The sequence below is a fragment of the Pseudonocardia acidicola genome (genome assembly GCF_012911935.1).
Taxonomy (GTDB): domain Bacteria; phylum Actinomycetota; class Actinomycetes; order Mycobacteriales; family Pseudonocardiaceae; genus Pseudonocardia; species Pseudonocardia acidicola.
Map to the genome: position 1 here is coordinate 23280 of NZ_JAAXLA010000057.1, position 21337 is coordinate 44616.

At 73.2% G+C, this 21337-nt stretch carries 21 protein-coding genes, 1 rRNA gene and 1 pseudogene; 8 read left to right on the plus strand and 15 right to left on the minus strand.

Annotated elements, in window-relative coordinates; all coding sequences use genetic code 11:
- Window positions 1-115 precede the first annotated feature (115 nt).
- Window positions 116-751 carry a methyltransferase domain-containing protein gene (locus HF526_RS24670; protein WP_169383949.1) on the plus strand — a complete coding sequence of 212 codons (636 nt, stop codon included), beginning with the start codon at window positions 116-118 and terminating at the stop codon, window positions 749-751.
- A 22-nt stretch (window positions 752-773) separates the two neighbouring features.
- On the opposite strand, the gene HF526_RS24675 is transcribed toward HF526_RS24670, so the two are convergent.
- Entirely contained in the window at window positions 774-1952 is a 1179-nt protein-coding gene (locus tag HF526_RS24675) for an APC family permease (protein WP_239029115.1), read from the minus strand.
- A gap of 408 nt (window positions 1953-2360) precedes the next feature.
- Here HF526_RS24675 and HF526_RS24680 point away from each other — a divergent pair, with 408 nt between their 5' ends.
- Window positions 2361-3614, plus strand: coding sequence for a PucR family transcriptional regulator (locus HF526_RS24680; RefSeq protein WP_169383951.1), 1254 nt, complete (start codon window positions 2361-2363; stop codon window positions 3612-3614).
- 33 nt (window positions 3615-3647) lie between these two features.
- Here the strand turns inward: HF526_RS24680 and HF526_RS24685 are convergent, their stop codons facing one another.
- From HF526_RS24685 to hpnC, 7 genes and pseudogenes are all read right to left on the minus strand, one after another.
- Window positions 3648-5417 carry a 1-deoxy-D-xylulose-5-phosphate synthase gene (locus tag HF526_RS24685; protein ID WP_169383952.1) on the minus strand — a complete coding sequence of 590 codons (1770 nt, stop codon included), beginning with the start codon at window positions 5415-5417 and terminating at the stop codon, window positions 3648-3650.
- A 6-nt stretch (window positions 5418-5423) separates the two neighbouring features.
- On the minus strand, window positions 5424-6428 hold the full coding sequence (hpnH, locus tag HF526_RS24690; protein WP_169383953.1) for an adenosyl-hopene transferase HpnH: 1005 nt from the start codon (window positions 6426-6428) through the stop codon (window positions 5424-5426).
- A 206-nt stretch (window positions 6429-6634) separates the two neighbouring features.
- A pseudogene (locus tag HF526_RS35715) lies at window positions 6635-6961 on the minus strand (squalene--hopene cyclase); the annotation flags it as partial.
- The gene (locus HF526_RS24700; protein WP_169383955.1) at window positions 6961-8022 is read right to left on the minus strand and encodes a polyprenyl synthetase family protein; all 1062 of its coding nucleotides are present in this window, start codon (window positions 8020-8022) and stop codon (window positions 6961-6963) included. The gene HF526_RS24700 and the pseudogene HF526_RS35715, both read right to left, overlap by 1 nt.
- Window positions 8019-9416, minus strand: a complete 1398-nt coding sequence (hpnE, locus tag HF526_RS24705) for a hydroxysqualene dehydroxylase HpnE (protein ID WP_338051714.1) — start codon at window positions 9414-9416, stop codon at window positions 8019-8021. The genes HF526_RS24700 and hpnE overlap by 4 nt, the downstream gene beginning before the upstream one ends.
- On the minus strand, window positions 9413-10285 hold the full coding sequence (gene hpnD, locus HF526_RS24710; protein WP_169383957.1) for a presqualene diphosphate synthase HpnD: 873 nt from the start codon (window positions 10283-10285) through the stop codon (window positions 9413-9415). Before hpnD ends, hpnE begins: the two co-directional genes overlap by 4 nt.
- Window positions 10282-11151, minus strand: coding sequence for a squalene synthase HpnC (hpnC, locus tag HF526_RS24715; protein WP_338051715.1), 870 nt, complete (start codon window positions 11149-11151; stop codon window positions 10282-10284). The genes hpnD and hpnC overlap by 4 nt, the downstream gene beginning before the upstream one ends.
- Before the next feature lie 220 nt (window positions 11152-11371).
- Here hpnC and HF526_RS24720 point away from each other — a divergent pair, with 220 nt between their 5' ends.
- On the plus strand, window positions 11372-12298 hold the full coding sequence (locus tag HF526_RS24720) for a DMT family transporter (protein WP_338051716.1): 927 nt from the start codon (window positions 11372-11374) through the stop codon (window positions 12296-12298).
- Between the two features lie 45 nt (window positions 12299-12343).
- Here the strand turns inward: HF526_RS24720 and HF526_RS24725 are convergent, their stop codons facing one another.
- The 3 genes from HF526_RS24725 to HF526_RS24735 all read right to left on the minus strand — a co-directional run bounded on the left by HF526_RS24725 (window position 12344) and on the right by HF526_RS24735 (window position 14907).
- Window positions 12344-13000, minus strand: a complete 657-nt coding sequence (locus HF526_RS24725; protein ID WP_211177751.1) for a VC0807 family protein — start codon at window positions 12998-13000, stop codon at window positions 12344-12346.
- Between the two features lie 164 nt (window positions 13001-13164).
- Complete coding sequence (locus HF526_RS24730; protein WP_169383959.1) at window positions 13165-13503, minus strand: P-II family nitrogen regulator; 339 nt, start codon at window positions 13501-13503, stop codon at window positions 13165-13167.
- Between the two features lie 3 nt (window positions 13504-13506).
- A complete protein-coding gene (locus HF526_RS24735; RefSeq protein WP_169383960.1) occupies window positions 13507-14907 on the minus strand; it encodes an ammonium transporter in 1401 nt (466 codons plus the stop codon).
- 357 nt (window positions 14908-15264) lie between these two features.
- Here HF526_RS24735 and HF526_RS24740 point away from each other — a divergent pair, with 357 nt between their 5' ends.
- Both HF526_RS24740 and HF526_RS24745 read left to right on the plus strand, forming a co-directional pair.
- Complete coding sequence (locus HF526_RS24740; protein ID WP_169383961.1) at window positions 15265-15759, plus strand: universal stress protein; 495 nt, start codon at window positions 15265-15267, stop codon at window positions 15757-15759.
- A gap of 56 nt (window positions 15760-15815) precedes the next feature.
- Window positions 15816-16634 (plus strand): oxygenase MpaB family protein, encoded by an 819-nt coding sequence (locus HF526_RS24745; RefSeq protein WP_169383962.1) that lies wholly within the window; start codon window positions 15816-15818, stop codon window positions 16632-16634.
- Between the two features lie 527 nt (window positions 16635-17161).
- Here the strand turns inward: HF526_RS24745 and HF526_RS24750 are convergent.
- The 3 genes from HF526_RS24750 to HF526_RS24760 form a co-directional block, all read right to left on the minus strand.
- Window positions 17162-18163 (minus strand): nucleoside hydrolase, encoded by a 1002-nt coding sequence (locus HF526_RS24750; protein ID WP_239029110.1) that lies wholly within the window; start codon window positions 18161-18163, stop codon window positions 17162-17164.
- Between the two features lie 58 nt (window positions 18164-18221).
- Window positions 18222-19391 carry a THUMP-like domain-containing protein gene (locus HF526_RS24755; protein WP_169383964.1) on the minus strand — a complete coding sequence of 390 codons (1170 nt, stop codon included), beginning with the start codon at window positions 19389-19391 and terminating at the stop codon, window positions 18222-18224.
- A 72-nt stretch (window positions 19392-19463) separates the two neighbouring features.
- Window positions 19464-19709, minus strand: a complete 246-nt coding sequence (locus HF526_RS24760) for a sigma factor-like helix-turn-helix DNA-binding protein (RefSeq protein WP_169383965.1) — start codon at window positions 19707-19709, stop codon at window positions 19464-19466.
- A 163-nt stretch (window positions 19710-19872) separates the two neighbouring features.
- Here HF526_RS24760 and HF526_RS24765 point away from each other — a divergent pair, with 163 nt between their 5' ends.
- The 3 genes from HF526_RS24765 (at window position 19873) to HF526_RS24775 (ending at window position 21022) form a co-directional block, all read left to right on the plus strand.
- Window positions 19873-20205, plus strand: a complete 333-nt coding sequence (locus tag HF526_RS24765; protein ID WP_338051717.1) for an RNA polymerase sigma factor — start codon at window positions 19873-19875, stop codon at window positions 20203-20205.
- A gap of 125 nt (window positions 20206-20330) precedes the next feature.
- Entirely contained in the window at window positions 20331-20762 is a 432-nt protein-coding gene (locus tag HF526_RS24770; protein WP_420821652.1) for an ankyrin repeat domain-containing protein, read from the plus strand.
- Window positions 20759-21022, plus strand: coding sequence for a hypothetical protein (locus tag HF526_RS24775; protein ID WP_169383934.1), 264 nt, complete (start codon window positions 20759-20761; stop codon window positions 21020-21022). The genes HF526_RS24770 and HF526_RS24775 overlap by 4 nt, the downstream gene beginning before the upstream one ends.
- A 244-nt stretch (window positions 21023-21266) precedes the next feature.
- On the opposite strand, the gene rrf is transcribed toward HF526_RS24775, so the two are convergent.
- Window positions 21267-21337 (minus strand): 5S ribosomal RNA (rrf, locus tag HF526_RS37635); the annotation flags it as partial.

Consider the following 21337-nt stretch of genomic DNA (forward strand, 5'->3'; position numbering starts at 1 on the left):
GAGTCGACTGTGTGGATGCACACGATGTCACCCCCGGCGCCTCGGGGCAGGCGCAGCCGGTCCGGCTCGAGCCGGTCGTCCTTGTGCCGGGTGGGCAGCGGTGGGACGCTGACGCGTGGCAGTTGCGCCTGGCACGGCCGAGCGCGCCCGGCACTGGGACGAGGTCTACCAGCGGCTGGACGAGACCCGGGTGAGCTGGTTCGAACCGGAGCCGGCGTTCTCGGTGGCGTTGCTCGATGAGCTCGGGGTGGGCCCGGGTCTGTCCGTCGTCGACATCGGGGCCGGGGCCGCCCGGCTGGTCGACGCCTTGCTGGCCCGGGGGTTCGGCGACCTCACCGCGCTGGACGTGTCCGACGAGGGAATGGCTCAGGCCAGGCGGCGCCTCGGCCGCAACGCCGGCCGGGTGCGGTGGGTGGCGGCCGATGTGCGCAGCTGGCATCCCGGCCGCCGGTTCGACGTCTGGCACGACCGGGCGGTGTTCCACTTCCTGACCGAACCGGCCGACCGGGACCGCTACCTGGCGGTGCTGGCGGGGGCCCTGTCGGCGGGGGGACGTGTGGTGATCGGCACGTTCGCCGGGGACGGCCCGCCACGGTGCTCGGGCCTTCCGGTGGCGCGCTACTCCCCCGCGGCGCTGGTCTCGGTGCTGGGGGACGAGTTCGAGGTGGTGCGGACCTGCCGGCAGGAGCACCGGACACCGGCCGGGGTGGTGCAGCCGTTCACCTGGCTGGCGGCCCGACGCCGGCGGTGACGGGTGGTCGCGGCGCGGCCGGTCAGCGGTGGACCAGGGCGCGGCGCAGGCCGTAGGAGGCGGCCCCCAGGGCCAGCACGACGGCGCCGGAGACGACCGAGGAGACCGGCAGGGCGAAGGCCAGGAGCACGCAGCCGGCCAGGCCGAGCCCGGGTACGGCGCGCGGTGGCCGGCCCTCCGCCGGGGTCAGGGTCCACGCCGCGGCGTTGGCGATGGCGTAGTAGGCCAGCACGCCGAAGGAGGAGAACCCGATCGCCCCGCGCACGTCCACCGTCGCCGCGAGCACCACGACCACCGCGCCCACGGCCAGCTCCGCGCGGTGCGGCACCCCGAATCGGGGGTGCACCGCGGCCAGGGCGTGCGGCAGGTTTCGGTCGCGGGCCATCGCGAAGGTGGTGCGGGACACGCCCAGGATCAGCGCCAGCAGCGACCCGAGAGAGGCGACCGCGGCACCGACGCCGACCGCCGGGACCAGCCACGGCGCGCCCGCGGCCCGGACGGCCTCGGCCAGCGGCGCGGCGACCGCGCCCAGCCGCGCCGGGCCGAGCACGGACAGGACCGCGACCGCGACCGCCGCGTAGACGACCAGCGTGATGCCCAGCGCGAGAGGAATCGCGCGGGGGATGGTGCGCTGCGGGTCGCGGACCTCCTCGCCAAGGGTGGCGATGCGCGCGTACCCGGCGAAGGCGAAGAACAGCAGGCCCGCCGCCTGCAGCACGCCGCCGAGCGTGGCGTCCGCACCGACGTCCAGCCGGGCCGGGTCCGCGCTCGGCGAGGTCAGGCAGACGGTGGCCACCGCGGCGAGGACCGCGAGCACGACGGCGACGATGGTCCGGGTGAGCCAGGCCGACTTCTGCACCCCGGCGTAGTTCACCGCCGTCAATGCCACCACCGCAGCGACCGCCACCGCGTGCGCCTGCGCCGGCCAGACGTAGAAGCCCACGGTGAGGGCCATCGCCGCGCAGGAGGCGGTCTTGCCGACCACGAACCCCCACCCGGCCAGGTAACCCCAGAAGTCCCCCAGGAGCTCCCGGCCGTAGACGTAGGTGCCGCCCGACGCCGGATGGCGGGCGGCCAGTCGCGCCGAGGAGGTCGCGTTGCAGTAGGCGACCACCGCGGCCACGGCCAACCCGAGCAGCAGACCGGATCCGGCCGCCCTGGCCGCTGGGGCGAGAGCGGCGAAGATGCCGGCGCCGATCATCGACCCCAGGCCGATCACCACCGCGTCGAACACCCCCAGCCGGCGCGGCAGCCGCTGCGGGCCCGCGCCCGCGCTGGACGATGACGTGCTCACGGCTGCCTCCTGGCCGGCGCCCACGGACCGGAACCGACGGTCACCGATTTCGGATCCGACACGCACCGAGTATGGAGATCCCCCATCGCAGGCCGCCCCGCACCCCGGACCCGACAGCGCCGATCGCTGTTCGGCTCTACCCTCGCTGCGCCCGGCGGCCTGCCAGCAGCATCGCGCTCAGGGCTGCGCGGCCCTCGGTTGCCAGGCCTCGCGCACTGGCATCGGAGGCCTGGGCGGACCATTGTGGTGGCCTCCACGCTGCCGCAGTCGGTGCCGGAGGCCGAGGCAGAACGCGCACGACACTTTGGGGGCCGCATGAATGCAGGAGGCGACAACGCCCGGCTCCGCGACCTCGTGTCGGCGATCGTCGATCGGATGCCGGCGATTCTCGACGAGGTCCGGGTGCTGCTCGAGGCAGAGCATCCGGACTACGCGGCGTTCCTCGCCGAGGAGATCGACGAGGTCGTCGCGGTGTCCGAGGGCTACGTCGGCAGGCTGGTCGGCCTCGTCGAGAACCCCACGGCGTCCGCGCCAGGGGCCGGGATGGAACAGGCGCTGTTCGAGGAGATCGGACGTCTGCACCACCGGCAGGGCCGGGACATCACCAGCCTGCTCGCCGCGTACCGGATCGGCGCCACCGTCGCCTGGCGGCATGTCGCCGAGTCGGCCTTGCAGCTCGGCATCCCGGTCGAGGCCTTCGCCGCGCTCGCCGGGGCCGTGTTCGCCGCCGTGGATCAGCTCTCGACGGCGTCGCTGCACGGGTACGTCCAGGCGCAGTCCGACGACGCGCATGCCCGGGAGCGGTTGCGCGAGGAACTCGGCGAGCTGCTGCTGTCCGACCGCTCCGACTCCGCCGCCGTGCGGGCCGCCGCGGCACGGGCCGACTGGCCGATGCCGCGCGGGGCCGCGGTCATCGTGGTCGATCCCGACAACGAGGTCGGCCGGGCGTCGCTCGCCCGCCTGGACGACTCCTGCCTGCGGGTGCGGCGCCCCGACGCGTTGATCGCGATCGTGCCGGATCCGTCCGGCCCCGGGCGCCGCTCCCGGCTGGCGGAGGTCCTGCGCGGAACGGCCGCCGTCGTCGGCGCCGGCGTTCCTCTCGACCGTCTGCCCGCCAGCTTGCACTTCGCGGAACTGGCGGTCCGGCTCCGGCGCGCGCGTGTGCTGGACGACGACCCGCTGTTCGTCGACGAGCATCTCGACGCGATCATCGTGCACCACGACGAGAGGCTGCTGGCCGCGCTGCGCCGGCAGTACCTCGCCCCGCTCGACAGCCTTCCCGAGCCCACCCGGGAGCGGTTGGCGGCCACCCTCACCTCGTGGCTGATGCACATGGGCAATCGCCAGGCCGTGGCCGCGGAGTTGCACGTGCACCCCCAGACCGTCCGGTATCGGCTCGCTCAACTGCGTGAGCTGTTCGGCTCTGCGCTGGCCGACCCCGCGTCGCGGGCGACCCTGCTGCTGGCGTTGGCCTGGGGAGCGGCCGAGGACGACACCGGGGAGCAGCGGGCGGCGTCGCCGCGCCCGGCGCACCGCGACGACGCCGCCCGCGACACCCGGGCCCGGTGAGGTGCACCGCGGCCACCCTGCCGGTGGCCGCTCTCAGGCCATGACGGTGTTCACATCGGCGACCGGGCTCCGGCCGTCCGGGCGCAGCGGGCGGCAGGCGCGCACGATGCCTGCGGCGTCGATCCGGTGGTCGGCGAGCAGGTCCCCACGAGAGCCGTGCGGGAGGAACGACTGGCACAGGCAGACGCTCCGCACCGGCACGTCCGACCCGGTGGCGCGCACCGCCCGGGCGAGGGCATCGCCGAATCCTCCGGCCCCGCCGTTGTCCTCCACGGTGACCACCAGCCGGTAGCGGTCGGCGAGGCCGGCGAGCGCCGGGTCCACCGGCAGCAGCCACCGCGGGTCGACCACGGTGACGTCGGTGTCCGCCCCCACGAGCTGGGCTGCCGCCTCCACCGCCGCCCGCGCGCACGGCCCGGCCGCCACCACGAGGACACCGCCGCACCCATGACGGGCGAGCACGTCGGCCGCGCCGATGCGGTCGAGGGCGGGGAGATCCTCCCCGGCATCGCCCTTGGGAAACCGCAGCGCGGTCGGTCCCGGGTGATCGACCGCCTCGCGCAGCAGCGCGCGCAGCTGCGCGGCGTCGCGTGGCGCCGCCACCCGCATCCCCGGAACGACAGCGAGCAGGGACAGGTCCCACATCCCGTTGTGCGAGGGCCCGTCGTTACCGGTGACCCCGGCGCGGTCGAGGACGACGGTGACCGGCAGCCGATGCAGCGCGACGTCCAGCAGCAGCTGGTCGAACGCCCGGTTCAGGAACGTCGCGTACACGCAGACCACCGGGTGCAGCCCGCCCATCGCCAGGCCGGCCGCGGAGCCGAACAGATGCTGCTCGGCGATCCCGACGTCGAAGACCCGATCGGGGAACGCCCGGGCGAACTCCCCCAGCCCGGTCGGCTGCAGCATCGCCGCGGTCAGGGCGACCACCTCCGGGTGCGCCCGGCCGATCGCGACGAGCTCGTCGGCCAGCACCCCGGTCCAGGTCGGCGCGCCGGAGCCGGGCGGGGACACGGTGTGCATGCAGTCCAGCTCGTCGTCCTCGGCCGGGCGGTGGCCCTTGCCCTTGACCGTCACGCAGTGCACGACGACGGGCCGGCCCAGCGCCCGGGCCCGGCGCAGCGCCTGCTCGGTCGCCGTGATGTCGTGCCCGTCGACCGGACCGAGATAGGCCAGGCCCAACTCCTCGAACACCGAGCGCGACACCCGACGGCGGCGCAGCGCCGCCAGGTGCCCGGCGACCGCGCCGACCGTCGGGGCGTAGGAACGGCCGTTGTCGTTGAGCACCATGATCACACCGCGGTCGGGGGCCGCGCCGATGTTGTTCAACGCCTCCCAGCACATCCCGCCGGTGAGCGCCCCGTCGCCCACGACCGCCACCACGGCCCGCTCGGCCTGGCTGCGCAGCGCGAAGGCCTTCGCCAGGCCGTCGGCGTAGGACAGGGCGGTCGAGGCGTGCGAGTTCTCCACCAGATCGTGCTCGCTCTCGGCGCGGCTCGGATAGCCCGACAGCCCACCGGCCTGGCGCAACCGGGCGAAGCCGTCCCTGCGCCCGGTCAGTAGCTTGTGGACGTAGGCCTGGTGGCCGGTGTCCCAGACGATCGCGTCCCGCGGGGAGTCGAACACCCGGTGCAGCGCGATGGTGAGCTCGACGACGCCGAGGTTGGGCCCGAGGTGGCCCCCGGTGCGGGGAACCGAGCCGACGAGCATCTCCCGGATCTCCGCTGCGAGCTCCGGCAGCGCGGCCGCGGGCAGCCGCCGCAGGTCGGCAGGGCCGGTGAGCTGCTCCAGCAGCGAGGACACCGGATCTCACCCGCCCACGACTGCGCGGATCGTCTCCCGCAACGACCCCATCGTCGCGATCACCGCCGTGGGCTCGTATCCGCAGTGGGCCATGCAGTTGGCGCAGCGCGGGTCGCGCCCGCGGCCGAACGCCGACCAGTCGGTCTCCTCGATGAGCTCCTGGTAGGTCTGCGCGTAGCTGTCATCGAGCAGGTAGCACGGCCGCTGCCAGCCGAGCAGGGAGTACGAGGGGATGCCCCACGCGGTGCACTCCAGCTCGCGGCGGCCCTCCAGGAAGTCGAGGAACACCGGCGAGTGGTTGAGCCGCCACCGCTTGCGCCGACCGTCGCCGAACGACGTCGCGAACAGCTCCCGGGTCTGCTGCACCCCCAGCCAGTGCTCCTGGTCCGGCGCCTTGCTGTAGGCGTAGGCCGGGGAGATCTGCATGTTGTCCACGCCGAGCTCGTCGTTGAGGTAGTCGAGCACGTCGACGACGTCCTGCGGGGTGTCGGTGGTGAAGAACGTCGTGTTCGTCATCACCCGGAACCCGGCGTCCTTGGCCATCCGGATGGCTTCCACGGCCGCGTCGAAGCCGCCCGTCCTGCGCACCGACGCGTCGTGCCGCTCGCGCAGCCCGTCGATGTGCACCATCCAGGCGAAGTCGCGGTGCGGGGTGAACCGGTGCAGGTGCTTGGGCAGCAGCAGCGCGTTGGTGCACAGGAACACGATCTTCTTGCGGTCCAGCAGTTGCCGGACGATCTCGTCGATCTGCGGGTGCATCAGCGGCTCGCCGCCCGCGATCGACACCATCGGGGCACCGGACTCCTCGACCGCGCCGACCGCCTGCTCGACCGGCATCCGCTGCTTGAGCAGGGAGGCGGGCTGGGCGATCTTGCCGCAGCCCGCGCACGCGAGGTTGCACGCGAACAGTGGCTCGAGCTCGACCAGCAGGGCGAACTTGTCCCGGCGCAGCAGCTTCTGCTTGAGCAGAAAGCCGCCCAACCGCAGGGACTGACGCAGCGGCATGGCCATGATCAGGTCACCTCTCGAGGCAGTGCGAACGTCACGTCTTCGTCCGTCAGCCGGGTCTCCCGGGTCGTCACCGGCCCGAGGTCCGCCAGACAGTCCACGCCTCGTCCACCAGGTGCGGCGGAGCCGAGGCGCCGGCGGTGAGGCCGACACGGATGGTGCCCGCGAGCCACCGCAGGTCGATCTCGCCGACGTCGTCGATCAGATACGCCGGCACGCCCTCGCGCGACCCACGCCTCCACCGTGGTGGACAGGTCGCCGGGGCCGCCGTGGAACCTCGCCCACGTGCCGTCGCAGCGCTGCTGCGAGCGGATCCAGCGCGCGGTCTCCTCGGTGAGGGCGGCGGTGCGGACGCCGAGGAACTCGCGCAGCAGCAGGTCCTCGGCCTCCATGGTCACGTTCGTGGCCAGCTCGCCCCTCCACCACCCCGACGGGTGCTGCAACCCGCACAGGTGCCGGACCGCCGCGTCCAGCGCCGCGGCGGGCGGACCCGGCACACCGGCGCCGGTGGCGGCGGCCGGGGCGGTACGCGGCATCAGACCTCCCGGGTCGCGACGAAACGGGCGAGGGCGGCCAGCTCCGCGCGCGGCCCGTCGGGCATGCCGGCGGCGGCCAGCGCGTCCTCGGCGGCGCCGACGCGGCGCCGGGCCTCGGCGGTGGCCCAGCGCCGGCCGCCGGCCTTCTCGACCAGCCCGGCGGCCCGCCGCAGCGCGGCCTCGTCGTCGCCCGAACCGTTCCCGGTCCGGTCGGCCGGGGTGGCGAGCCAACCGGCCAGCTCCTGCCCGGCCGGCCCACCGTGGGTCACGGCGTAGGTCACCGGCAGGGTCCGCTTGTGCGCGCGCAGGTCGGAGAACACCGGCTTGCCGGTGGCCGCCGGATCGCCCCAGATGCCGAGCAGGTCGTCGACGAGCTGGAACGCCATGCCCAGCTGCGCACCGAAGCGCGACAACGCGTCCACGATCGCCGGCGGTGCACCGGCCAGCACGGCGCCGATCGCGGCGCTCGCCGAGAGCAGGGCGCCGGTCTTGCCCGCGACCATGTCCCGGCACTCCGCCAGGCCGACCTCGGCACGGCGTTCGAACGCCAGGTCCTGCACCTGCCCGCGAACGAGGTGCCGGGTGGTCTCGGCGAGCAGCCGGGCGGCATCGGCCCGGTGCGGCGAGGCGCAGTCCAGCAGCACCTCCTGGGCCAGCGCGAGCAGCGCGTCACCGGTCAGGATGGCGCCCTCCGCACCCCACACCGTCCACACCGCGGGTCGGTGCCGGCGCCGGGTGTCGCCGTCCATGAGGTCGTCGTGCACCAGCGAGAAGTTGTGCACCAGTTCGACGGCGACCGCACCGGGAATCCCGATGTCGGCCGGTGCACCCGCGGCCCGTGCCGACAGCATGGCCAGCGCAGGCCGGAGGCTCTTTCCCCCGCCGCGCTCGACCGGAACGCCGTCGATGCGAGTCCATCCGAGGTGGTAGGAGACGATCGCGGACGTGGCGTCGTCCAGTCGCGCGACCGCCGCCTCCATGGCGGGCCGTAGCCCGTCCCGGGCGTCGTGCAGTGCGGCCGGTATCGCCGCGTCGGCGAGCGGGAGCACGTCGGCGCTCATGGCATCACTCCTGTCGGAGACCGAGCGGGGGGGTGTGCGGACCACGACGGGTGCGCGTCGGGCGCGCTCCGGTCGAGCAGCGCGGCAGCGGCCTCACCGCTGCGCACGGCGCCTTCCATCGTCGCCGGCCACCCGGTGGCGGTCCACGCACCGGCGAGGACGAGCCCACGGGCCGCGGTCCGCCCCGGCGGTCGCAGCGCCGCGGAGCCGGGTGCCGGGCGGAACGTGGCGTGCCGCTCGCGGGTGACGAAGAAGTCGCGCACCGTGGCGTCACGCAGACCCGGGAGGAGGGCGGCGAGCTCCGGCAGCAGCCGCGCCCGCAGCGCCGCGGTCGGGACCCCGACGAGCTCGTCGGCGGCGGACAGCGACACCGCGAGGTACTGGCCCTCGGCCGACCCGGACGGGCCGGTGCGGTCGAACACCCACTGCACCGGCGTGCCGATCCCGGCGACGAACGGCACGTCGAGCACGGGCCGGTCGAGGACCACGTGCACGTTGACGATCGGGACGCTGCCCAGCCGCCGGGACCAGCCGGGGGCCTGCTCCACGCTGCCCGCTGGGAGCAGCCGTTCGGCCGGCCCCGGCGGCACGGCGAGGACCACCTGATCGACCACGGTCGCGCCGGCGTCGGTGATCACCCGCCAGCCGCCGTCCCGCGGTTCGATGCCGCGCGCCGCGGTCGCGGTGCGCACCTCGGCGCCCGCGGCCGCGAGGCAGATCCGGGCCGGGTCACCGTGCAGCCGCCGCAGCGGCACCCGGGACCAGCCGATGTCCGCGGCCGCCGGATCGGTGAGCAGCCCGAGCTGGAACACCGTGGCGGCCAGGGCCAGTGACGCCCCGTCGGCGGGCGCGTTGAGCGTGGCCACACCGAACAGATCCCACAACGCGGCGACGGCCCGATCGCTCTGCCCGTGCTCGCGCAGCCAGTCCCCGAAGCTTCGCCGGTCGGTGGCCGGGGCCGCCGGATCGACCCGGCGCAACGCCAGCGCGGCCCGAGCGAAGCGGGCCCGTTCGCCCGGGCTCAGTGGGCGGTACCGCAGCAGCGCCCCGGCCAGGTGCGCCGGCGCCGGCAGCGGGTGACGGCGGCGCAGCCACACCGCGCGGTCGGCGCCGGGAGAACGGACCGGGATCGCCAGCCGTGGCTGCAGCCTCACGCGGTCGGCGACCCCGAGCCGGTGCAGCAGCGCCCGGTAGGAGGTGCAGCAGCGCAGAAACACGTGCTGGCCGTTGTCGACCTGCAACTCGCCGCGGCGGAACGAGTGGGTCAGCCCCCCGAGGTACGGACGGGCCTCGAACAGCGTGACCGCACACCCGGCGTCGGCGCAGCGCAGCGCCGCCGTGATGCCGGCGAGTCCGCCGCCGACCACCGCCACCCGCCGCGTCGTGGCGGTCACGTCGGCAGTCCCGACAACGCCCGCGCCGCCACGCCCGCCTTCTGCCATCCCGACAGCGACAGCCGCTGGTCGAACACCCGGCTCGGGTCGGCGGCGATGTGGTCCAGCAGGCGAAGGTAGATGCCCGACATCGCGGTGCAGCACGCCGCGCTGCGCCGGTCCAGCAGCGGGACCAGCCGCAGCCCCTCGTCGTACCACCGCCGGGCCCGGTCGGCGCTGTACCGGATCAGCGCGCGGAGGCCCCCGTCCGGGTCGGTCAGGTTGCCCCGCCGGTCGAACGCCAGGGTCACGCCGAACCGGTCCAGGTCCTCCTGGGGCAGGTAGATCCGACCGGTGCCGAGGTCCTCCCTGATGTCGCGCAGGATGTTCGTCTGCTGCAGCGCGATGCCCAGCGCGTCCGCGTACCCGGCGGCGCGGGGGTCCGGCCGGCTGTCGAACACGGCCAGGCACAGCCGGCCGACCGAACCCGCGACGCACCGGCAGTAGCCGACCAGCTCGTCGAAGCCGGCGTAGCGGCGGCCGGTCACGTCCATCTCGACGCCGTCGATCAGTTCGTCGAAGGCTTCGAGCGGGATCGGCAGCCGACGCGCGGCGTCGGCGACGGCGGCGAGCACCGGGTCGGCCGCCCGGCCCGGCTCCGGCAGGGAGCTCCGCACGTCCGCCAGGGCGGTGAGCTTGTCGGGGTCCGGCAGATCACCGTCGCCGATGTCGTCGATCCGGCGGGCCAGTGCGTACACCGAGCACAGCGCCGCGCGCTGGTCCCGGCGCAGCAACCGGATGCCGTAGTAGAAGTTCCGCGCCTGCGTCCGGGTGATCGACTCGCACAGCTGGTAGGCCTGCTCGAGGGTCCCGGTGGCCTGGTCCGTCATCTTCGCCGCCGTCCCCGTGATCCGACGAGCAGGCGCACCAGGTGCCGGAACACGTCCCGGCGGCGGGCCGGCGGGCTGCTGCTCAGCACATCGCCGTCCGCCCGGCGCAGCGCGTCGACGGCGGCGTAACCACCGGCCACGAAGCCGGCGACGGCCAGCCGTGCCCACCCGTGCAGCAACCCGACCAACGGTGCGCCGGAGTCCAGCAGCTCCGCTGCCCGCCCGGTCTCGAAGGCCAGTAGCCGCCGCAACGCCGGCGACGGGGCCGCGGCAGCCAGCTCGGCCTCGCCGACCCCGAAGGCGGTCAGGTCCTCCTGGGGCAGGTACACCCGCCCGGCCCGGTGGTCCTCCCCGACGTCCTGCCAGTGCTCGACGAGCTGCAGCGCGGCGCAGACCCGGTCCGACAGCTCGAGCGCGGCCGGGGACGACACCCCGAACACGCCCAGCACGATCCGGCCGACCGGCTCCGCCGAGAGGACGCAGTAGCCCCGCAGATCGGCATAGGTGGCGTACCGGGTGACCTGCTGATCGAGCAGGTTGGCCTGTACCAGGCGCTCGAACGGGACGCGGTCCAGCCCGTGGCGGGCGACCGTCGGCGCCAGCCGCTGCAGCACCGGGTGCCGCGGGCGGGCCCCCTCCCAGATCGCGCCCAGGTCGCGGCTGAATCCCTGCAGCAGCGCGGTGCGGTCGCCGGCGGCCTCGTCACCCAGGTCGTCGACGACCCGGGCGACGTCGTAGACGGCCTGGAGGTCGCGGCGCAGGTCGCGCGGCAGCAGCCGGAGCGCGACGGGGAAGTTCTCGGCGCGTTCCCGACGGCGCAGCGCCCATTCCCGGGTGGCGGCGGTGTGAGGCCGGGTCGATGACACACCGTCATCGTCGAACTGATTCCGGGAATAGTTCTGCATCCCGCGACACAGTTCTCGGCGCCCCGAACTGTCACATCCGAACAGCGCCGAAAGCAGCCGGGCGTCGATCCACTCGCGGCGTGCCTCCGCGTCGCGTTGACGGCAGGATCGTCGAGAATGAGGGACGTCGTGGACGAGGAGCACCCCGGGCGACGCAGCGACCACGAGAGGGAGGTGTGAGGTGTCGGTTTCGGCGCCCGCCGTGCTGGTCATCGCGGTGCCCGCCGCGGTGATCGGCGCAGCGAGCTTCGGGCTGGCCAGCGCTCTCCAGCAGCGTGCCACCAAGGAGGTGCCGACCACCGGCGCCCTCGACCCGCGGCTGCTGCTGGACCTCGTGCGCCGGCCGACGTGGGTGCTGGCGACGGGGACCGTCGTCCTCGGCCTGGCATTGCAGGTCGTTGCGCTCGCCTTCGCTCCGTTGACCCTGGTCCAGCCGTTGCTGGTGACGGGCATCCTGTTCGGCACGATCTTCTCGGCCTGGTTGGGCCGTCGCCGGCTGGACCGGCAGATCCTCCTCGGCGCAGTGGCCTGCGTGATCGGGCTGGCGACGTTCCTGTCGCTCGCCCGGCCGAGCGACAGCTCCACCACCCTCCCGGGGCTGCCCAGGCTGCTGCCGTTGGCGGTGGTCCTGGCGGCGATCATCGCGGGCTGTCTCGGTGTCGCCGTGGCGTCGCGATACGCCCGCGGCGCGCGCGTGGCCGCGCTGGCCCTTGCCACCGGGGTGTGCTATGGGGTCACCGCCGGTCTGATGAAGGTCGTGACCGGGCAGATCCGCGCCGGGGCGCCGGCCGAGATCTTCCTGCACCCCGCCTTCTACGTCGTGTGTGTGCTCGGACCGGTGGGGTTCCTGCTCAGCCAGAACACGTTCCAGCACGGCGTCCTCATCGCGCCCGCGCTGGCTGTGATCACGATCGTGGATCCACTGGTCGGCATCGCCATCGGGGTCAGCTGGCTCGACGAGCGACTGGACAGCTCACTCCCTGTGCTGGTCGGCCAGACGATCTCGGCGGTGGTCCTGATCGGTGGCGTCACGCTGCTGGCCCATCGCGGTACCCGGGTGCGCCACGAGATCGAACGGCGCGCGCAGCGCTGCGTGGAACCGCGGTGACGACGGTGCGGCCGGCCGACCGGTTCGGCTGACCGCGTCGACGGATCAGGCCGGGGCGCCCGCGCCGAACCGCAACCGAATGCCCTCGCCGCGCAGTTCCCGGCGGAACCACAGCAGCGACGCCAGCGCCGCCAGGCCCACCATGCTGTACGACACGGCGGTCGTCATCACCATGAAGTCGCCCAGCGTGGCCTTGGCCAGAGCCCACAGCGTCGCCGCCCCGTTCATGAGGAACACCACCGCCCACAACAGCGACACCCGGCGGAAGAACCGCTGGACGCGTGGGTTGCGGGTGAGCGTGGTGGGGAAGGCACAGAAGTCGTCGGCGAGCCGCGCGAGCAGCGGCCGTCGCAGCGGCACCGTCGCCAGCAGCAGGGCCGCGAACAGGAAGTTCTGCAGTGTGGGTTGGAGGAAGTACAGGAACGCGCTGCCGGTCGCGAAGCCGATGGCGGAGCGGACGACGAGCAGCCCGGTGGTCAGCAACAACACGGCGGGCACAGGGGTCCGGGTGACCAGTCGCACCAGCAGGACGGCGAGCGCCCAGCCGAGCGCTGCGACCACTCCGCCGGTGAAGTTCGTCAGCATCTGCAACAGGTAGAAGAGCCCGAGGGGTGCAAGGACCACCTCGGCGAGGTGCAGCGCCCCCCGTCGCAGCTGAGCGGAGACGGCCCCGAGATGGATCGTGTGGGGTACAGGAAGCATCACCCTCAAGGGTAGCGGCAGTCCACGCCCACAGCTCGTGTCTGGCGATCCCAGGGTGTGAACCTGCCCTCGCAGCGGGTGGCGGACCGCGACGTGGCGGGGCTCCCCGGGCCCGCGGCCCGCTGTGCCTCGAACGGCACAGCGGGCCCGGTACCTGCCGCCCCTCAGACCGCGTCGCTGCCGCGCTCGCCGGTCCGGACCCGGACCACGGTCTCGACCGGGGTCACCCAGACCTTCCCGTCACCGATCTTGCCGGTGCGCGCCGCCTCGACCACGGCATCGACCACCTTGTCCGCGAGGACGTCGTCGGCGACGACCTCCACCCGGACCTTCGGCACGAAATCCACCGAGTACTCCGCACCCCGGTAGACCTCGGTGTGGCCCTTCTGCCGGCCGTAGCCCCGCACCTCGCTGACCGTCATCCCCAGCACACCGGCCTGCTCCAGGGCGCCCTTGACGTCCTCCAGTACGAACGGCTTGACGATCGCCGTGATCAGCTTCATCGCTCAGCCCTCCTTCCCGGCGGCCGCAGGAACCTGACCGGCCGACGCGGGGACCGGACGCGCGGCGCCCGGACCGCTGCCGCCGCCGAGGCTCGAGTAGTCGTAGCCGGTCTCGGCGTGCTCGGTCTCGTCGACGCCTTCGACCTCGGCCTCCTCCTCCACCCGGAAGCCGATCGTGAACCTGATGAGGTAGCCCAGGAGCAGCGCGATGACGAACGAGTAGGCCATGACCGCGCCCGCGGCGAGCGCCTGGCGACCGAGCTGGGTGAAACCGCCGCCGTAGAACAGGCCGTTCTCGCCCAGCGCGGCCGAGTTCACGCTCTTGGTACCGAAGAAACCGATCAGCAGGGTGCCGATGATGCCGCCCACCAGGTGGACGCCGACGACATCGAGCGAGTCGTCGAAGCCGAAACGGAACTTCAGGCCCACCGCGAACGCACAGACCGCTCCGGCGATCACGCCGATCGCGAGCGCGCCCATCGGGGCGACGAAACCGCAGGCAGGCGTGATCGCGACCAGGCCCGCCACCGCACCGGAGGCCGCGCCCAGGGTGGTGGGCCTGCCGTCGCGGAACTGCTCGACGAGCAGCCAGCCGAGCACGGCCGCGCACGTCGCCAGGGTGGTGTTCGTGAAGGCGACACCGGCCAGGTCACTCGCGCTCAGCGCGGAGCCGGCGTTGAAGCCGTACCAGCCGAACCACAGCAGGCTCGCCCCGAGCAGCACGAACGGAAGGCTGTGCGGGCGCATGCGCTCCCGTGGCCAGCCCTTGCGGCGGCCCAGCACGATGGCCAGCGCGAGACCCGCGGCGCCGGCGTTGATGTGCACGGCGGTCCCGCCCGCGAAGTCCTCGGCCTTCAGGATGTTCGTGATCCAGCCGCCCTTGTTGCCGGGCCCGGTGAAGCCGTCGAACGAGAAGACCCAGTGGGCCACCGGGAAGTAGCAGAGGCTGACCCAGCCGACGACGAAGGCGGTCCAGGCCCAGAACCTGGTCCGGTCCGCGATCGCGCCCGAGATCAGCGCCGGGGTGATGACCGCGAACATCAACTGGAACATGACGAAGGTCGTCGCCGGGAGCGCGTCGGCGCCGGGCCACGGGGTCGTCACCGCTCCCGTCGCGGGGTCGGTCGTCGCGGCACCGACGAGGTGCCCGATGGTGTTCGCGAGACCGGCGAACTCGTTGTTGCCGACCAGGCCTGCGAACGCGTCATTCCCGAAGGCCCAGCTGTAGCCGAAGAGCGACCACAGGACGCCCACGACGGCCAGGCAGATGACGTTCATCATCAGCATGTTGAGGACGCTCTTGCTACGGACCATGCCTCCGTAGAAGAACGCCAGACCAGGGGTCATCAGCATCACGAGCGCGGCGCTGGCGAGCACCCAGGCGGTATCCCCTGAGTTGATCACATTGTCCTCCCGCATTCCGTCAGCTGCGAAATCGTCAATTCGACTTGTTTCAGCGAACGATTCGCACTGTTTCCGCCTCGTGAACGACCTGCACGTTTCGGTCACTCGCGCATTGCCCGCCGGTGCCGCACGGGCTTCCACCGGTCGTCACGACATTCGGTCCACCGATCAGGTGCACGAATGCTCGATCCTTCCCATCAGGGAGGAATGTGTCGTACCGGAGCAATTCCGACCGTCCCGCCGGGCCGAAAATCCGGGAGAGGTTGGGCGCGGCGGGCGGAAGCGCCGCATCACGCGGTCCTGGCACGGTTCGCTGCTGGTGCCACAGCCATCGCCCGCTCATCGAAGGAGCAGCGGATGAGATCGGGTCCGGTCCTCATCGGTTTCGACGGCACGTCGGCGGCGGAGCAGGCGCTGCGCGAAGCGGCGGAGCTGCTGGCGCCGCGACCGGCGCTCGTGGTCGTCGTGGTGGAACCGGATCGGGCCTTCACGGCGGTCCTGGGCCCCATCCTCACGGCCAACATCCCGGCGACCACCACCGAGATCCGCACAGCGGTCGAGGTCGAGCAGAAGACGATCGACGAGGCGAAGCGGCTCGCCGGGAAGGGCGCGGCGATGGCGCAGGAGGCCGGCTTCCCGGCCGAGGGCCTCGCGGTCGCCGACGATGCGAGCGTCGCCGGCACGCTGGTGCGGCTGGCCGAGAAGCGCAACGCGCAGTCGATCGTGCTGGGGCACCACAGGTACGGCGCGCTGAGCGAGATCGTGCTGGGCAGCACGGCCCGAGACGTGATCAAGCGCGCGCCCTGCCCGGTGCTGGTGGTGCGTGAGAGCGACGAGCCCAAGAACCGGTGACGGCCCGTTCGGCCGGCCGGCTCGCGGAGCGGACAGGGCGGTGGTGTCCTGGGTACATGGGCCAGCCGGATCACGGACTGTTCGGGCCCCGGTCGATCACCTGGCGGGTGCACCTCGAACCGGTCATGTGGGTGGCGGGGATGCGGGCGCTGCTGCTGCAGTCGCTGCATCCCCGGGTGATGCGCGGGACCTACCAGAACTCGGCCCTGTTCGATCCGAAGAAGGCATGGCCGCGGTTCCAACGGACCGTCGAATTCGTGGGCACCCGTACCTTCGGGACCACCGCGGACGTCGAGGCCGCCGCAGCGCGGGTTCGCGGGCTGCACAGCCGGCTGCGTGGCTATGACCCCGACACCGGCCGCGAGTTCCGCATCGACGAGCCGGCCGGCCTGCTCTGGGTGCATTGCGGCGAGATCGACTCCTACGTCGACGTCGCCCGGCGCGCCGGGATCGTCGACGACACCGAGGCCGACGCCTACGTCGCCGAGAGCGTCCGGGCCGCCGCGGTGATCGGCCTGGACCCCGCCGATGTGCCGGCGTCGGGGACCGGGTTGCGCGCGTACTTCGACGATGTCCGCCCCGAGCTGTACGTGTGCGACGAGGCCCGCCGCGCGGCCGTCAACCTGCTCGTACCGCGGGGACCGGCGCCCGCCCAGGCGAAGTTGCTGATCTCGGCGATCTCGACGCTGGGCTTCATGACGCTGCCCCGCTGGGCCCGCCGGCTCTACGGGCTCCCCGGGCTGCCGACCACGGACCTCGGGGCGTCGCTCACCCTGCGGGCCCTGCACGGGGCGACGGACCTGCTGCCCGACGTGCCCGCACCCCCGGAGATCGAGGAGGCGCGGCGGCTCGTACGCGCCGCAGCGGACGGCTGACGCCCCGGGCTGCCGTCCGCTGCGGCGCTCGCACTCGGCCTCGACCGGACCCGCCGCCGGCCACCGCGTCGGTGCCCTGCCCGCCTCGCGACGGCCGACCGAGGACGGGAGATCCGATTGGTCGTACGTCCCCGACGAAGGATGTTCCCGGTGAGTGACCCCGAGGTGCCGCCACTGCTCGACCGGATCGCCCGCGCTGTGTCCGGGGCGATCGGCCGCGCACGTCCCGAACTCGCGGCATCGGACCCCGTGGTGCGACGGTCCGAACACCCCGACTTCCCGTCGAACGCCGCACTCGCCCTGGCCGGCCGCCGACCTCACCGCCGCACTCGACGACACCGGGGTCGGACCGATCACGTCGGTCGAGCCGTCGGGACCGGGGTTCCTCAACATCTCCGTGTCCGACCCGTGATCTGGAGCCCGGTGTCCGAGCACCTGGCGAGCCCGCGCCCGGGTGCCGGCTCCCCGAGGACCGGCCCCGCACGGTGATCGACTACGCGGCGCCCGACATCGGCGTCGTGCCCCCCTCAGCCGGCCGTGCAGGGGCCTGCGCCCGCCGCGGTGGCCGGGTCGAGCGCCCGGCCCAACCAGGTCATGAACGCCGGGTGGTCCGCCGCCCGGCTCAGGCGCAGCGGCACCCCGTCCGCGGGGTCTTCGCTCATCCGGCCGATCGCGTCGAGGGCGACCGCGACGGGCGCGGAGTCGACGAAGGGCAGCCCGAGCGCGGCGGACAGGGTCAGCGCGTCGTGCTGGATCGTCGCCGGATGCCAGCCGGCGTACCAGCGGTCCAGGTGTGCGACCAGAATCGAGGCCCAGGGCGGCGCGGCGGGCGCGGCGAGCGCCCGGTAGATCGGGTGCTCCGCGGTGACCTGCAGCGCCGGGGTGAAGGTGACGTCGGAGGCGATGAACTCCGGGGCCCGCAGCTCGCCCGCGGCGACCGCAGCCAGCACCCGGTGGGCGGCCGCGACGTCGAGCCGGATGTTGTGCTCGGCCCGGTCGGGGTGGCGGTAGTTGAGCGCTCCCCCCATCTGGGTCACCCGCAGCCGCCCCACCAGCTCCGGCGCCACCTCGATCAGGTGGGCGAGGTTGGTCAGCGGGCCCATCCCGACCCAGCGCACCGGCCCCTCGGTGCCGGCGCAGGCCGCCCGGACCGCTGCGACCACGTCATCGGGTGCGAGCGGCACCGGGTCCGGAGTCAGGCCGTCCACGCAGTAGTAGCGGGTGTCCCACACCGCAGGGCCCGCGGCCACCGCCACATCGGTCCGCCCGAGGGCGTCGAGCAGGAACCGGGCGAAGCGGGCCCGCTGCCCGTGCCCGACCGGCGGCCGGGTCTCGTCGCAGGTCAGCACCAGTGCCAACCGGGGTTGGTGCCGGGCCGCGGCCGCGACGGCCAGGGCATCGTCGGCGTCCCCGCCGATGTCGGTGTCGATGATGATCGGGGCCTCGCGCAGGTCCTCCGGCGGGCCCCCGGCGGCGCGCAGCTCCGCGCTGGTCACCCGCTGTGCGGCCACGGTCGGGGAACCCGGCATCATCGTGACTCCGGTCCATCGGCTCGTGTGAGGCTGTCGGAAACATGCCGGGGTCGGCTCAGTCGACATCGACGCAGATCAGCCCCCACGGCCGGTCTCGCACCCGCGTCATGACCAGGGTCGCCCGGCGCGTCCCGGACAGTTTGAGCCGCTTGTGCAACTGGCCGACGTCACCGGCCAAGCCACGTCGTCGGATGTCGACGGCGCCGATGTCGAGCTGCCGCAGCCGGGACGGCAGCTTCTTCTGGTCCCAAGGCGCGGAGTCGATGATCCGCAACGTCCGCCCGAACGGCGTCCGCAACGGCCTGTCCGCGGACAGGAAGGCGATCTGGTCGTCGATCTTCCAGGCGTCCAGGCTCCGGGCGAGCTCCTCCACCAGGCCGGCCCTCGTGACGGCGGGGTTGGGGTCGAGCAGGAACTCCCCCGGCGCCTGCGCGGGCACCGTCGGGCCGGGTGCCGGGACGAGGGTGTGCCCCTCGGGCAGGATCGTCGCCCGGGTGCTGGAGGCGGCGAGGGCCGGGGACCAGGCGACCGCCTCCTTCAGGTCGCGGCCGAGGGCGATGAACTCCAGTTCCCATCCTGCCGGCACGGCGTCGTGCGCGAGACCGGGCGCCGCCTTGACGCCGACCGATCCCACGCGGTCGGCGAGGGCGACACACCAGTCCAGCGGCGGTTCGCTGTCCCCGACGCGCAGCCGTCGATTCCCGGATCGACGGGCAGGATCGATGAACACGGCGTCCACGTCGGCCAGATCGGCCTCCCGCACGTCCGCCTCGAGGAATGTCACGTGGCCGGCGACGCCGTAGACCGCGGCGTTGGCCCGAGCGATACGCAGATGCAGCGGGTCGCGATCGACGGCCACCGCGGCGCGGCCGTCGGCCATGGCGATCAGGTCCCCACCGATCCCGCAACAGAGGTCCGCCACACGGGTCGCGCCCGCGTATCGGCGGGCGCGATGCCGGGCCACCACCTCCGAGGAGGCCTGCTCGAGTCCGGCGCGGGTGAAGAACATGGCCTCGGCCCGGTCGAACTTCGCGTGTGCGCGCTGCCGCAGCTCGTGCTGGGCGAGCGCCTCGACGACCACCTCCGTGGGATACCGGGCGCGAAGGGCGGCTCCGAGTCGCAGCGCCGTGTCCGGACCGGCGCTCTCCGCTGCGAGCTGGTCGAGCAGATCCGCGGTGTCCGGGGCCAACAGCGCCTCGAACCGTTCTACGCTCGGTTCAGCCATGGCCGCCCACCTCGCGAGCGCACCGTGCCCACGTCAACCTCCGCTCGCCTCCTGCGTTGTGACCACACCGGTTCAGCTCTGCGAAGGCAGGACGCCGTTGCGGATCTGGGTGATCCGCCCTTTGGTGATACCGAGGGCCGTCGCGATCTCGGTGTAGGTCATGCCCTGATCGTGCGCCTCCTCGATCGCAACTCGGCGTAGCCGCGCCAGCTCGGCCGCCTGCTGCCGAAAAGCGGCAAGCAGCATTCCTGCGCGCTGCGCGCGGCGGATCGGGTCGGGCTCCTGATGGATCTGCTCGAGCTCCGAGCTAGTCGACACGGATGAAGTTTAGCCCCTCTAACCTTTGCTGTGATCACACCGGCTCCCGGGAGCGCCCACAATGAACGCCGACGGCGCAGCACGACCGTCACGTTCGAGGAGGGCGACGACCATCAGCGGTACCGAGACCTGGACCAGCCGTGAATGCGCCGAGGCCTGGGGCGTGAAGACGCCCACCTGGCTCGGGTACGTCGCTCGCGGACAGGCCCCCCAGCCATTGCCCGGCTATGACGAGAAGCGCCGTCGCCGGTGGGACGCCGAGGCGGTGCGTTCCTTCCCGCGGCCCGGCGCAGGAAGGACCCGGGCCGGCGCCACCCCCGATGCGGTGGCGCTCCTCGACGAGATGAGCGAGGTCGCCGAACGGATCGACCGGCTACGGGTGCGGCAGCGGGAACTGTTGCGGGCCGGGAAGGCCAAGGGTCTGGAGATCCGGGCGATGGCGAGAGCCCTCGGGGTCTCGCCGCAGACCGCTTACAGCTGGCTGGACGACGAGTAGCGACCCGGGTATCGCAGCAGACGGCGCCGGCACGCCGGCCGCCGGCGTCCCCGGGTGGAGGAGCTCGAGCCGACCCCACCCACGACGGACAGCACCCAGCCACACGTCGCCGTACCGTGGACGGTGTGGAATCGAACGTGACGACACCCGGTGCAGCACCGAACGAGCCGGACGAGGAGACCCTGGCGTTCGCGCATCGGATGTTCGACCTCGCGCGAGAGGGGCGGACGGAGGAACTGGCCGCGTATGTCGATGCAGGGCTGCCGCCCGACCTCACGAACGACAAGGGCGACACCCTGCTGATTCTCGCCGCCTACCACGAGCACCCGGCGACGGTGGCGGCGTTGCTCGCCCGCGGAGCCGATCACGCGCGCGCCAACGACCGCGGGCAGACCGCGCTCACCGCCGCGACATTCCGCCGCTCAGCCGAGTCGGTGAGGGCTCTCCTCGACGCCGGCGCCGACCCGGCGCAGGGTCAGCAGTCGGCGCTCGCCACGGCGACCTTCTTCGAGTTGCCCGACATGCTCGAGATGCTCCAGCGTGAGCGGCGTTCATGACGGGACCCGCCGACCGGGCCGCGCCTCGGCGCCTCGCGGAGAACCCCGGCCCTGCCCGGGAACCGGACGAGCACAGCCGCGTCTACTGGTTCGTCGGCGGACCGCTCGACGGGCGCGTCCGGACTCGACCGGCGTCAGAGCCCGCCGCCCCCAGCACCGTGCGTCACGTGCACCTGCACGACGGGCCGAAGATCGTGCACGAGTACGACCTGCACGAGGTGGCCGGTTACGGCGGGGAATACCGGCTGCGCGACGACTGAGCCACGCGGGCCACCGCTGGCGCCGCCTTTGTCCGGGCGGTGAATCGCCTATTCATGACGTCGCCGGCCACGCACAGGCCGGCGGCAAAGGCCCAAGCCGCTGTGGCGAGCTGCCCCGGGAGGCAGCCTCGGAACGACCACCCACACACAAACGGCCCCACCGATTCGGTAGGGAGCTGCCGAAAAAGGGGTGTGGCCCGCTGCGTATCCGCGGCGGGCCACACCCCATTCTTTTCGGGTTTGATGTCGGCGGCGACCTACTCTCCCACACCCTGGCGAGTGCAGTACCATCGGCGCTGGAGGGCTTAGCTTCCG

Bases quoted from the DNA above. Each gene is read 5' to 3' on its own strand.
- HF526_RS24675 (WP_239029115.1), bottom strand. From the start codon at position 1,952: ATGATCGGCGCCGGCATCTTCGCCGCTCTCGCCCCAGCGGCCAGGGCG.
- HF526_RS24680 (WP_169383951.1), top strand. From the start codon at position 2,361: ATGAATGCAGGAGGCGACAACGCCCGGCTCCGCGACCTCGTGTCGGCG.
- hpnH (WP_169383953.1), bottom strand. From the start codon at position 6,428: ATGGCCATGCCGCTGCGTCAGTCCCTGCGGTTGGGCGGCTTTCTGCTC.
- HF526_RS24700 (WP_169383955.1), bottom strand. From the start codon at position 8,022: ATGAGCGCCGACGTGCTCCCGCTCGCCGACGCGGCGATACCGGCCGCA.
- hpnD (WP_169383957.1), bottom strand. From the start codon at position 10,285: ATGACGGACCAGGCCACCGGGACCCTCGAGCAGGCCTACCAGCTGTGC.
- HF526_RS24725 (WP_211177751.1), bottom strand. From the start codon at position 13,000: ATGCTTCCTGTACCCCACACGATCCATCTCGGGGCCGTCTCCGCTCAG.
- HF526_RS24730 (WP_169383959.1), bottom strand. From the start codon at position 13,503: ATGAAGCTGATCACGGCGATCGTCAAGCCGTTCGTACTGGAGGACGTC.
- HF526_RS24740 (WP_169383961.1), top strand. From the start codon at position 15,265: ATGAGATCGGGTCCGGTCCTCATCGGTTTCGACGGCACGTCGGCGGCG.
- HF526_RS24745 (WP_169383962.1), top strand. From the start codon at position 15,816: ATGGGCCAGCCGGATCACGGACTGTTCGGGCCCCGGTCGATCACCTGG.
- HF526_RS24750 (WP_239029110.1), bottom strand. From the start codon at position 18,163: ATGCCGGGTTCCCCGACCGTGGCCGCACAGCGGGTGACCAGCGCGGAG.
- HF526_RS24755 (WP_169383964.1), bottom strand. From the start codon at position 19,391: ATGGCTGAACCGAGCGTAGAACGGTTCGAGGCGCTGTTGGCCCCGGAC.
- HF526_RS24775 (WP_169383934.1), top strand. From the start codon at position 20,759: ATGACGGGACCCGCCGACCGGGCCGCGCCTCGGCGCCTCGCGGAGAAC.